Below are 12174 nucleotides of genomic sequence, written 5' to 3' on the forward strand. Positions count from 1 at the left end.
TAAATTCCGCTTAAAAAAGTAGATTTAAGCAAATTCTAAAGAAGAAGACTTCTTTTTCAATGCGTAATCATAGCCATTAATGACATAGCGATGCTTGCGGGTGAATCTTGCATACTTATCCACATATTTTTCACTGAACTCTTGTATCAAATAAGCCTCAGATAAAATACAGCGAGGCGTTAAAAACTCCTCAAAGCTATCGCCACAAAAAAGCTGCAAACATAAATGATAGCGATAAATTTCTTTTGTGTCTGTTGACGTTAAACCAAGTGAATGGGGGTGGTTTTCTAATGCAGTAACGAAAGTTTGATAACTTTTAGGTAACCAAATCTCATTTCCTAATAATTGACGCAATAAATATAGCCATCCTCTTTCATCAATTTGATAAGGAAGTTGTGGTGCACGACTATGTAAGATTTTTGCTTCCATCGGGGTTAGTTTAAAGCCAAAATTTTGACGCTTTAAGCTAAGTTCTTGCATGTAGGACAATAGTGCTGCATTATCCCTTTCAAAGGGCAGCATCTGCATCTTTTTTAACTGCAAAATCAAGTAACGTTTCTGACTTTCCAAACCCATCAGGCAGCTTTGAAAATTATCATCTAAGCGTAAATTGAAATTTAACCACAATGGCCGAAGTCCTTCTAAACGTCGCCACACTGTTTTCCGGGCAATATAGTGCTGCTGCGAAAGTTGCGTGATCGTTACCAAGGGATCGTTTAGTTTTTGCCACAACAAGTGAAATGTCAAACTTTCAGACAATAGTCTTTGCCACAAACGCGTTTGACAAAAATGATCTGCTAATTCAACCTGAATACCGGCATTTCGTGGCGTAAAATATATCCCGACTGCCTCTTTTTCCTCAATTTCTGCCCACCAATCACACAAGCGCTGAATCTTTGTCTTAGCGAAATGAAATGCTGCTTGCAAGTGCTCGTATGCAACCAGCTCACCTCTTTGTCCCAACGAATAAATTTGCCAAATTGCTCGTTCATCTCTTTCCAATAAGCATTGATAGATCATCTTCTCATCTCCTTATTATTAAGGTACAAAATTAAAACTGGTCTTTTTTCCATTATTTGCTTATGTAACAACTTAATTTGAAAAATAAAATGAACCTTTGCTCATTAAGATTGCGTAATATTTGGCAAGTTGCTAAAATGAATTCATTCACATATCTGCAAAATCGCCGGGTTTTGCCAACAAAAAATTGTTGAGAGTAGCACTTTATCCCATAGGCCAATGGAGGATAAAGTTCTGCTCTTTTTTTGGAGGAATTTTTATGAAAGAAATTAGAGGCTATGTCACGCGGAGTGTCTTAAGTACTTTTGGTTTGTCTTTGTATATTCTAGCCGACACTTTTTTTATTGCAAATGGTGTAGGAACTTTAGGCTTAACTGCTCTTAATATTGCTTTACCGCTCTTTAACCTTTTGAATGGTTTAGGACTACTTTTAGGAATGGGGGGTGCTACCTTGTTTGTTTTAAAAGGAGGACAAAAAAATTACTTTTCCCAGCTACTTTTGACAGGAATTATCATCGGACTCCTCTTTACTTTGTTGGGTTTAATTTTTGCAGCACCTTTAGCTTCTTTACTGGGAGCAAGTTTGGCCACATTGCCGCTAACTACGACCTACTTACGTTTCATTTTAATTATGGCGCCTTTTTTCATTTGCAACAATTTGGTCTTAGCCTTTATTCGCAATGATCATAATCCGCAACTGGCGATGAAAGCTATGCTTTTTTCTAGTCTTTTTAATATTATCTTTGACTATATTTTCGTTTTCCCAATGAATATGGGAATGGCCGGGGCTGCACTAGCTACTGTATTAGCTCCCGTTTTAAGTTTATTGATTTTAAGCACCCACAAAAAGAAAGCCAACCGTCGTTTAATTTGGCAATTTACATTACCAAAATTCAAGACCATCAGCTGTAGCACACAATTAGGCTTAGCTTCTTTTTTGACCGAAATGAGTACCGGCATTAGCATTTTAGTTTTCAATCAAGTGCTGCTTGCTTTAAGCGGAGATATTGCTGTAGCAGCATATGGCGTGCTTGCCAATATCTTACTTGTCGGCTTATCTTTGTTTACGGGCGTTGCACAGGGTATTCAGCCTTTAATCTCACAAGCGGCAGCAAAAAAAGAAGAAACAAAAGTTTTCAGCTATTTACGTTACGGTTTTACCGTGAGCCTTTTTTTAGCATTCCTGTTGTATCTCGTTATAACTCTTTTCAAGTTCCCAATTGTCGGCTTATTTAATCGCGATCACGATGCGACCTTAACACACCTTGCAACCAAAGGGATGGGGATTTACTTTTTAGCCTTGTTTGGTGCCTGCTTTAATATCGTCTTTAGTATTTTCTTTTCTGCTGTCGGTTACGCAAAACAATCTTTTACAGTTGCTTTGCTGCGGGGTTATGTATTAATTCTCCCCTTTGTAATCTTACTTGGAAAAACTTTTGGCATAGTCGGGGTATGGAGCAGCTTACCTTTAAGTGAATTTTTAACCCTATTGATTGCAAGCCTATTATTTATACAAGTAAAAAAAAGTTATCGCAGCGATATTTCCTATTAAGCGTGCTAAAATAAAAAGAGAAAGTAGAGTGATACTATGATTGCCCATAAAAGAGCCAAACGCCATGGCATTTAATAAAAAATGACATGGAGGAAAAAAACATGGAAAATATTTATGACAACGAAACATTTTTTTACAAGTACAGCCAAATGGACCGCAGCCAAAAAGGTTTAACTGGTGCTGGAGAGTGGCCAACGCTGCAAAAGTTATTACCAGACTTTAAGGAAAAAACAGTTTTGGATCTTGGCTGTGGCTATGGTTGGCACTGTCTTTATGCCGCAAAACACGGCGCAAAGAATGTAACCGGCGTAGATTTATCAAAAAAAATGTTGACAGTAGCCAAACAAAAAACAAAAGAATATCCTGTCCAATATTTACAAGCTGATATTGCCACAATTTCATTTCCTGCTGATTCTTTTGATATCGTCATGAGCTCTTTAGCTATTCATTATGTCGCTGATTTTGCTAGTTTAATTGCAAATATCAAAAGCTACTTAAAACCTGAGGGAATTTTACTTTTTTCAGTGGAACATCCCGCCTTCACGGCAGAAGGATCAGAAGATTGGTATTACGATGACAATGGAAATATTTTACATTATCCCCTTGACCATTACTTTACAGAAGGTTTACGAAAAACCAATTTCTTAGGGGAAAAAGTTGTAAAATATCATCGAACCCTCACAACTTATTTGCAGACTTTGTTAAAAAATGATTTTACGCTTTTAGATGTGGTGGAACCCTTGCCGCCAAAAGACAGGTGGCATGAAGATGGCATGAAAGAAGAACTTCGCCGCCCTATGATGTTACTTATCAAAGCACAAAAGAATTAACAGTAAAGCCGAAGTAAACTCGTTTAGTCTAAGAAAAATAAGTGTGAATTTTTTTAAATTGTTCGTCAAATTTTTAAAAGTTTTACCTTATTTCTTATCAGAGTAGTTTGTGAAGCGCAATATCCATAAAAGTTCATAGCATTGGGAATTTTTTAATACCAGCGCGAAAGAAAAATCTTATCATTTTCTCAACTAAAAAGGCTTGGGGCAAAGGTTAATCAAACCTCTGCTCCAAGCCTATTTTTATTATTTAACGTCTTCTTTGTTATCGTCTTTTAATAATGCTTTACGAGATAAGTTGACACGGCCTTGACGGTCAATTTCCGTTACTTTAACTAAAACTTCATCCCCTAATTTCACTACGTCTTCTACGTTGTTTACACGTTCATTTGCGAGCTGTGAAATGTGAACTAAGCCATCTTTACCTTTGATTAAGTTAACGAAGGCACCAAATTTTTCAATGCGGACAACTTTACCTAAGTAAACTTCGCCAACTTTTACTTCTTTGGTTAATTCTTCAATAATCTTAATCGCTTTTTGAATCATTTCTGAATCAGCTGAGGCGATTGAAACTTTACCTTCTTGATCGATATCGATTTTAACGCCTGTTTCTTCAATGATACCGTTAATGGTGTCGCCACCTTTACCGATAACCACTTTGATTTTTTCAGGATCGATTTGGATCATTTCAATCTTCGGTGCATATGGGCTCAACTCTTCGCGTGGTTGCGCCAATGTTGAAGTTAATTCTTCTAAGATTTCAAAACGTGCTTTTTTCGCTTGCGCTAATGCTTCACGTAAAATTTGTTCTGTAATACCTTGAATTTTGATATCCATTTGTAGTGCTGTAATACCATCTTTGGTACCTGCAACTTTAAAGTCCATATCCCCTAAGTGATCTTCCAAGCCTTGAATATCTGTCAAGATTGTGTAATTTTCACCATCTGAAACCAGACCCATCGCAATGCCGGCAACTGGCGCTTTAATTGGCACACCAGCATCCATCAATGCTAATGTTCCTGCACAAATACTTGCTTGTGAAGAAGAACCATTCGATTCTAAAACTTCTGCGACTAAACGAATTGTATAAGGGAAATCTGTTTCACTTGGGATCACTTGTGCTAATGCACGTTCCCCTAAAGCACCATGTCCAATTTCACGACGACCAGGTGAGCCGGCGCGACCCGTTGAACCAACTGAAAATTGGGGGAAATTGTAGTGGTGAATGAAACGTTTAGACTCTTCCACACCTAAACCATCAATAATTTGATGTTCTCCTAGTGGTGCTAAAGTACAAGCAGATAGGGCTTGCGTTTGTCCCCGCGTAAATAAACCAGAACCATGAACCCTTGGTAATAAACCAACTTCTGAGGAAAGTTGACGGATTTCGTCTAACTTACGACCATCAGGGCGGATTTTATCAATTGTAATTAATTCCCGTACCACATCTTTTTCTAAGTCCTCAGCTACTTGCTTGATTTCTTTTGTAATTTGAACCAAGTCTTCTGTTTCAATATTAGCAAATTTTTCTGCGTAAACTTCTTTGACAGTTTCTTTTACTTTCTCAATTTCATCTTCACGAGCTAGTTTTTCTTCTGTCATAACAGCAGTTTTCATAACATTGTAGTAGTTATCGTAAATGTCTTGTTTTAATTCTGGGTTAACTTGTAAAAGTTTTACTTCCATTTTTTCTTTGCCGACAGCTGCGACAATTTCTTCTTGGAAAGCAACTAATTCTTTAATTGCATCAAAACCAAATAGTAAAGCACCTAGCATATCGTCTTCTGACACTTCTTTAGCGCCGGATTCCACCATGTTAATAGCTTGTTTTGTCCCGGCTACACTCAATTCGATATCTGTTTTTTCTGCTTGTTCAACAGTTGGGTTCAACACATATTCACCATTGACACGACCAACTTCAACACCAGCAATTGGGCCATCAAAAGGAATGTCTGAAGTAGATAGCGCTAAAGATGAACCTAACATTGCAGCCATAGCAGGTGAACAATCTTGTTCTACGCTCATTACAATATTGGTTACTTGCACTTCATTACGGAAACCTTCTGCAAACATTGGGCGAATTGGCCGGTCGATTAAACGGGCTGTCAATGTTGCGTCAGTTGAAGGGCGACCTTCACGTTTAATAAAACCACCAGGAATCTTACCAACGGCATACATTTTTTCTTCATAGTTAATCGTCAATGGGAAAAAGTCTGTGTCTTTTGCTTCTTTTGAGGCAACGGCTGCACTCAATACGGCTGTATCACCATAGCGGACTAAAACTGCTCCGTTGGCTTGTTTAGCTAATTGACCGACTTCAACTTGCAAGGGGCGGCCGCCCCAAGTTGTTTTAAATACTTGCTTTGTCATAAGTTCTCCTATCTTTCTGTAGATAGTGGGCTGCTACTAAACAAATGAAAAATTTAAAATAACATTTCAAAGCTTTCATTTGGTTAGTAGTTAGCCTTACCACTACCCCAGCCTTTGTTTAGTTTTTTATAGCAAAAAAAGTGAGATTCATGCTGAACCTCACTTTTAAGACGATAACGACTAACGACGTAATCCTAAAGCTTGGATCAATTCGCGGTAACGTTGTACGTCAGTTTTACGTAAGTAAGCTAACAAGTTACGACGATGACCAACTTTTTTCATCAAACCACGGTAAGAATGGTGGTCTTTTTTGTGGACGCGTGCGTGTTCATTCAAGTGGTTGATCTCTTCAGTCAACACAGCGATTTGCACTTCTGGAGAACCAGTGTCGCCTTCGTGGCGTGCAAATTTTGTCATGATTTCGTTTTTACGTTCTTTTGAAATTGCCATGTTTTTTCACCTCACATTATTATTCTCCCTGCGACTGAGTAAAGCGTTGGTGACTCGCCAAACCAAGTGACAGGTGGTGCGCATTGCACACAGGTATACTTTACTTGATTAGAAGAGAAAATGCAAGTTGAATCCTTTTAAATTTTACTTATCGTCTTTCACAAGCAAATAAATTGAAAATTATTAAATGTAACCGTTATAATCACAACGTGCGTTTTTTTATACGCATACATAGTTTAAAAAAACTGATGTCGCTTGTTAATTGTGGCAACAAATACGTACTGGAAAAAATTGGAGGAAAAAACATGACAACATTACTTGCAGTTAAAGGACATCCCCTTGATGCCAAAGATTCTCATGCAATTCAATTATTAGAAAGCTTTTTAACTACTTATAAAGAAACTAACCCCAACGATGAAATTATCGTGGTCAATCCTTATGCTGCTGATTTTCCTGAAATCGATGGTGATATCACTTCTGGCTGGCACGCTTTAATGAACGGGGCACAATTTAACGAGCTAACAGCTGCGCAACAAGCTAAGCTGGCTGCTTTTAATGGTTTGACGGAACAATTTGAAAAGGCCGATAAAGTCGTGATTGCCAACCCATTGTGGAATTTAAGTATCCCAAGTCGCTTAAAAGCCTGGTTTGACACAATCTGTGTTGCCGGTAAAACCTTCAAATATACAGCTGAAGGTCCGGTTGGTTTAGTTACAGGTAAAAAAGCATTGCATATTCAAGCAAGCGGCGGTTTTTATAACGGACAAGACTTCGCTGCCCAGTATACCCGCCAACTATTGAACTTCATTGGTATCAGCGACTTTAGTGAAGTTTTAGCTGAAGGCTTAGACTTTGACCCAACCAAAGTCGATGAAATTATGGCAAAAGCTACAACAGAAGTAAAAGCTGCAGCAAAAACTTTCTAAGCCTTCTATTGACTTTGTTAGCCAAATAAAAAAGAGTACCTCCGTAAAAATTGCTTTGAAATTTTACGGAGGTACTTTTTTTACTAAACTACACTACTTTTTCCTAAAGCAAAAAATTTTGGACCGTTAGACAAGCTTATCCTATGACAAAAATACGTCCATTTCTGACATCCTTTAGCATCCCCAGTGCATACCTTTTCTGTTATAATATCCTTGAGGTGATTGCAATGGCACTAATCAATCGAATTCAAGGAATGGAAAGTGAATTATCCAAAGCAGAACTGCGGATTTTTCGTTATATAAAAAAGAATATTGATAAAATACCGACCATGACAGCTGAACAAATTGCCAAAGGTTCAAAAACCAGTGCACCGACTGTTGTCCGCTTTGCCAAAAAAGTTGGCGCTTCAAGTCTGACCGACTTCAAAATTCAAATTTCAGCTGAAAGTCAACAGAATGGCGGGAACCAAGAATATTCAGATGTAAAAAAAAATGAACCAATTGCATCTTTAAAAGAAAAATTGTCGCAAAATGCCCAACTTACACTACATGAAACGACACAAATCTTAAGTGACGAAAAATTAGTGGCCGCATTGAAGTTGCTGGAAACAAAAGAGCGTATTTTTGTAACCGGCGTAGGTGCTTCTCATCTAGTAGCCGAAGACATTAAACAAAAATGGGACCGTATTGGTAAAAGCGTATCTTTAGAAACGAACTATAACGCATTGTTACCACAACTTATCAACACTAAAAAAGACGCAGCCTTGTGGTTGATTTCAAATTCCGGTGAAACGCCAGAAATTGTTTACTTTGCTGAAATCGCAAAAGAATTGAAGATTCCAATTATTACCCTAACTCGTTTTGGTAATAACCGACTTTCTAAATTAGCGGATGTTTCCTTACAGGTTTCCCGACCACAAGAAGCTGACCTGCGTAGTGCGGCCACCAATTCGTTAATTGCACAGTTTTTAGCAGTGGATATTTTGTTTTACTCATATATCAGCCGCAACCAAGAAAATGCTGAAAAAATTTATCAATCACGGCAAATCATCAAAGACTTCCGGGAAAAACATTTTTAAATTTCGTCATTGTTTCTTTTTGTCTAAGCAAATGAGGCTTATGTATCTGCTTATTTCACGCCATAAAAAAATCCGTATTCCCTTTTGCTACGTGTTAGCTTGGGAATACGGATTTTTTATTTTGTTTATTTAACCCATTCATTTACTTTATCTGGATTATTTTTTACCCATTCTTTAGCAGCTTGGGCTGGATCTTTGCCGTCGTGAACGGCTAACATGACATCTTCCATGTCCTTTTGTTCCCAATGGAAGTTATCTAAAATTTTGTACGCTTGCGGTTGATCTTCTTTTAGGCCTTTACGAACCATCGTGTTGATTGTTTCAGCTCCCCCCATTGTCCCTTTAGGATCAGCTAAATATTTCAAATCATATTTAGCAAACATCCAATGAGGTGACCAGCCAGTAATAACAATTGGTTCTTTGTTTTTAATAGCTTTACCCAATGCAACAGTCATGGCGCCAGATGAAGAAGATTCAACGGTCCAATCTTTTAAGTTCGGATAAGCAGCCTGAGTTTTATCTGCTGCTTTCATCACACCAGCTCCTGGTTCAATGCCGATAATTTGTTGTTTGGCCTGATCACTTAAATCTTCAATCGAATTAACAGCCATATAGCTTGGTACCACAATTCCAAGTTTGGCACCTTTTAGATTTTCACCTAAATTTTCGACTTGATTTTTGTATTTAGCATATTGTGCCTGGTGTGTATGGGGTAACCACGCCGCTACCATGCCATCTGTTTCGCCATTGGCAACAGATTGCCACATCACCGTCATATCCAACGGTGTCAATTTCACATCATAGCCTTCTTCTCTTAAAACTTCAGCGACAACATTAGTAGAGGCTACTTCTGTATCCCATTCAACATAAGACAGGTGAATTTCTCCCTTATCAGAAGCATGGCTCCCAGCAAAAGTTGAGCCAAAAATTAAAGCGATCACGACAACAGCTACAACACCTGTGATCCATTTTTGTTTTTTCTTAGCAGCAGGAGCAAGATTTTTATTCCGTTCTTTTTTTGGTGCATTTAATTTTTGTGTAAAACGGTCGATGATGATTGCTAAGATAACTAAAGCTAAACCATTAACAAAACCATTCCCGACTTGTGCTTGTTGCAAGGCAGATAAGACCCCACGACCAAGTCCGGGAGCACCTATCATTGATGCTGTTACAACCATTGAAAGTGCAAGCATCATCGTTTGGTTGATCCCTGCCATAATCGTGCCTTTAGCTAAAGGCAATTCTAGTTTAAATAGTTTTTGTTTCCCTGTTCCACCAAAAGAATCGGAAGCTTCGACTAATTCACTTGGAATTTGACGAATTCCTAAATTTGTCATTCGAACAGTTGGTGGCAAAGCAAAAATAACAGAAGCAAAAACACCCGGCACCATTCCGATACCAAAGAAGGCAACAGCAGGAATTAAATAGACAAATGCCGGCATTGTTTGCATAAAGTCTAAAATCGGCGACACAATTGTATTGGCTTTTTCACTTTTCGCCATTAAAATCCCTAACGGAATCCCGATGATAATTGAAACGAGACTCGCAAGTAAAACTAACGTGACCGTATTCATCAAGTCATTCCATAGACCTTGGTTGTAAATAAATAATAGACCAAAAAAAGTTAAAATCGTCAGTCCTGGTTTTTTCTTTGATAAGAAAAAGGCAGCAACGGCCAATAAGATAATAAATAACAACGGTGGAATAAACAGCAAGGTATTGGTGATAGTGTCCATAATGACTTGACCAATCGTTTGCACGAAGCTAAATAACCCCGCAAAGGTTTTTGTCAACCAATCTGTAAAGTTCTCCACCCATTTTGCTACTGGAATTGCTTGTTGTAATAAATTATCCAACAAACTCCACCTCCTTGTCTCCGGTTTGAGCGAGTGCTTCAATCACACTACCGCGAATGACTACGCCCAGTAATTTATCATTTTCATCAACAACAGCTAAAGGTGCTTCAGCGTCTTTAATCACGTCAAAAATATCAGTTACTAGCATATCTTGGGGAATTTTTTTGACATTTTTATCAATGACTTCTTTTAGTGGTAATTGATCTCTTCTCGCTTCCAACGCTTTTAATGCTGTCAAACTACCCTTTAACTTACGTTTACGGTCAACTGCTAACAACATGCTGACACCTTCTTTACGCATGCGATTTAACGCCACGTTAGGCCCATCTGCTTCAATATTCATCGTAATTGCCGGCTCCATAATATTTTGTGCGGTTAACACCTTGGAGCGATCAACATCTTCAACGAAATCACGCACATATTGGTTGGCTGGATTCGTTAAAATTTCTTCACCGGTTCCAATTTGCATAATTTGGCCGTCTTTCATCAAAGCAATTCGATCACCAATTCGCAAAGCTTCGTTTAAATCATGGGTAATAAAGATAATGGTTTTTTGCACATTTTCTTGCAAGTCCAACAATTCATCTTGCATTTCCCGCCGAATTAAAGGATCTAGCGCTGAAAAAGCTTCATCCATCAATAAAATTTCCGGATCATTGGCAAGGGCTCTAGCTAGACCAACCCGTTGTTGCATCCCGCCAGAAAGCTGTTCAGGATATTGATCCTTAAAGGCGATTAAACTAGAATTAGCCAAGGCTTGCTCTGCTTTTTGGCGTCGTTTTTCTTTTGAGACACCACGAATTTCCAACCCTAATTCCGTATTTTCTAAAATTGTGCGATGTGGAAATAGTGCAAAACTTTGGAACACCATATTGATTTTATTACGACGAACTTCTTGTAAAGCTTCTTTATTCATCTTTGCAATATCTTTTCCATCGATGTAAATTTCACCATCTGTTGGGTCAATCAAACGATTTAACAAACGAATTAACGTTGACTTACCAGAACCCGAAAGGCCCATAATTACGAAAATTTCCCCTTCGTTTACTTCAAAATTCGCATCGTAAACACCGACTGTCGCACCGGTCTTCTCTAAAATTTCAGTTTTGCTTTTATGTTCTTTCATCATGGCAAGGGCTTGTTGCTGCTTTTTGCCAAAAATTTTTGTTAAGTGTTCTACTTTCACTTTAGCCATTTTGTTACCCCCTATTTATTTTTGCTGTTTTAAGCTAGTAAAACAGCTTGCCTAATAACGAAATGCAATAGTGTGTTTCTGCTATTAGGATGGAAATTTCAAGTTTGAAAACAACTTTGAAAATTTTCCTCTCAAAAAACTGACCACACTAGATTATCATCATGTGGTCACTTAGTCAAAAAAGAAAAACCAGGAAAAAACGTGAATTCGTTTTCCTGGTTATAACACTAGTCATTTATCTTCTTAAGGTTTTCTTAATATTTATCTTTTTTCTGGATAAAAGAAGTTCATCATACGTTGAAAAACTAATTCATCCCCTACAAAAAAGACCGTTTCGCCAACTTCAAATTTCGCATAAGGTCCCGGTGACAAAAGCAATCGTTCTTCATGCTGTAAGGCCACCACCGTTGCCCCTGTTTCTTGCCAGATATTCAAATCTTTAATGGATTCATTTAAGTGATTTGCCGTTTCGTCCAACTGAATTTCGTAAGGTAAAAACGGGGCCGTCTGCTGGATGCGTCTGGTTTGATTCACAAGAGTGTCTAGCAGCCCCGAAAAGTTTTCTAGCTCTTGTTGTTGCTGCTCCACGCTAGCCAAAATTTCTTTTTTTATTTCTTGAATTGAACTCACATCTTTATATTGTGCTAAAAAACGTTGCGCTTTATCACGCGAAGCAACATAAGCTCCACTACCATGACGCACATCCATAATGCCCAGATCAACTAAAACATTGATTGCTTTTCTAGCTGTTTCAGGGGAAACGTTAAAATTGCTTGCTAAAGTAGAGCGGGCATGAATTTTTTCGCCTTCTTTATAGCGGTTTTCGACAATTCGCTCTGCAATTTCAACAGCAATTTGTTGATAACGCGGGATCGTTAATTTTTTTCCGGCCATCT

10 protein-coding genes are annotated in these 12174 nt (G+C 38.1%); 4 read left to right on the forward strand and 6 right to left on the reverse strand.

What is annotated here, in order from left to right:
* Nucleotides 1-24 precede the first annotated feature (24 nt).
* Nucleotides 25-1020 (reverse strand): helix-turn-helix domain-containing protein, encoded by a 996-nt coding sequence (locus AC6R0T_RS11280; protein ID WP_303754051.1) that lies wholly within the window; start codon nt 1018-1020, stop codon nt 25-27.
* A 259-nt stretch (nt 1021-1279) separates the two neighbouring features.
* Between AC6R0T_RS11280 and AC6R0T_RS11285 the strand changes: the two genes are divergently transcribed.
* Nucleotides 1280-2572 (forward strand): MATE family efflux transporter, encoded by a 1293-nt coding sequence (locus tag AC6R0T_RS11285; RefSeq protein ID WP_303754052.1) that lies wholly within the window; start codon nt 1280-1282, stop codon nt 2570-2572.
* A 101-nt stretch (nt 2573-2673) separates the two neighbouring features.
* Nucleotides 2674-3402 (forward strand): class I SAM-dependent methyltransferase, encoded by a 729-nt coding sequence (locus AC6R0T_RS11290; protein ID WP_303754053.1) that lies wholly within the window; start codon nt 2674-2676, stop codon nt 3400-3402.
* 246 nt (nt 3403-3648) lie between these two features.
* Here AC6R0T_RS11290 and pnp read toward each other — a convergent pair whose 3' ends face one another.
* Together pnp and rpsO are read right to left on the reverse strand one after the other, a co-directional pair.
* Nucleotides 3649-5772, reverse strand: coding sequence for a polyribonucleotide nucleotidyltransferase (gene pnp / locus AC6R0T_RS11295; RefSeq protein ID WP_303754054.1), 2124 nt, complete (start codon nt 5770-5772; stop codon nt 3649-3651).
* A gap of 180 nt (nt 5773-5952) precedes the next feature.
* A complete protein-coding gene (rpsO, locus tag AC6R0T_RS11300; protein WP_016173693.1) occupies nt 5953-6222 on the reverse strand; it encodes a 30S ribosomal protein S15 in 270 nt (89 codons plus the stop codon).
* Nucleotides 6223-6527: 305 nt separating this feature from the next.
* Between rpsO and AC6R0T_RS11305 the strand changes: the two genes are divergently transcribed.
* Nucleotides 6528-7148, forward strand: coding sequence for an FMN-dependent NADH-azoreductase (locus AC6R0T_RS11305; protein WP_206903534.1), 621 nt, complete (start codon nt 6528-6530; stop codon nt 7146-7148).
* Nucleotides 7149-7375: 227 nt separating this feature from the next.
* On the forward strand, nt 7376-8227 hold the full coding sequence (locus tag AC6R0T_RS11310; protein ID WP_206903533.1) for a MurR/RpiR family transcriptional regulator: 852 nt from the start codon (nt 7376-7378) through the stop codon (nt 8225-8227).
* Nucleotides 8228-8352: 125 nt separating this feature from the next.
* On the opposite strand, the gene AC6R0T_RS11315 is transcribed toward AC6R0T_RS11310, so the two are convergent.
* From AC6R0T_RS11315 to AC6R0T_RS11325, 3 genes are all read right to left on the reverse strand, one after another.
* Complete coding sequence (locus tag AC6R0T_RS11315; RefSeq protein ID WP_303754056.1) at nt 8353-10083, reverse strand: ABC transporter permease/substrate binding protein; 1731 nt, start codon at nt 10081-10083, stop codon at nt 8353-8355.
* Complete coding sequence (locus AC6R0T_RS11320) at nt 10076-11278, reverse strand: quaternary amine ABC transporter ATP-binding protein (protein ID WP_206903531.1); 1203 nt, start codon at nt 11276-11278, stop codon at nt 10076-10078. Before AC6R0T_RS11320 ends, AC6R0T_RS11315 begins: the two co-directional genes overlap by 8 nt.
* Nucleotides 11279-11539: 261 nt before the next feature.
* The gene (locus tag AC6R0T_RS11325) at nt 11540-12172 is read right to left on the reverse strand and encodes a GntR family transcriptional regulator (RefSeq protein WP_206903530.1); all 633 of its coding nucleotides are present in this window, start codon (nt 12170-12172) and stop codon (nt 11540-11542) included.
* Nucleotides 12173-12174 lie beyond the last annotated feature (2 nt).

The sequence above is a fragment of the Enterococcus sp. S86.2 genome (assembly GCF_059834485.2).

Excerpts from the sequence above, each read along its gene's own strand:
- AC6R0T_RS11280 (WP_303754051.1), bottom strand. The coding sequence starts at position 1,020 with ATGATCTATCAATGCTTATTGGAAAGAGATGAACGAGCAATTTGGCAA.
- AC6R0T_RS11285 (WP_303754052.1), top strand. The coding sequence starts at position 1,280 with ATGAAAGAAATTAGAGGCTATGTCACGCGGAGTGTCTTAAGTACTTTT.
- AC6R0T_RS11290 (WP_303754053.1), top strand. The coding sequence starts at position 2,674 with ATGGAAAATATTTATGACAACGAAACATTTTTTTACAAGTACAGCCAA.
- pnp (WP_303754054.1), bottom strand. The coding sequence starts at position 5,772 with ATGACAAAGCAAGTATTTAAAACAACTTGGGGCGGCCGCCCCTTGCAA.
- rpsO (WP_016173693.1), bottom strand. The coding sequence starts at position 6,222 with ATGGCAATTTCAAAAGAACGTAAAAACGAAATCATGACAAAATTTGCA.
- AC6R0T_RS11305 (WP_206903534.1), top strand. The coding sequence starts at position 6,528 with ATGACAACATTACTTGCAGTTAAAGGACATCCCCTTGATGCCAAAGAT.
- AC6R0T_RS11310 (WP_206903533.1), top strand. The coding sequence starts at position 7,376 with ATGGCACTAATCAATCGAATTCAAGGAATGGAAAGTGAATTATCCAAA.
- AC6R0T_RS11320 (WP_206903531.1), bottom strand. The coding sequence starts at position 11,278 with ATGGCTAAAGTGAAAGTAGAACACTTAACAAAAATTTTTGGCAAAAAG.
- AC6R0T_RS11325 (WP_206903530.1), bottom strand. The coding sequence starts at position 12,172 with ATGGCCGGAAAAAAATTAACGATCCCGCGTTATCAACAAATTGCTGTT.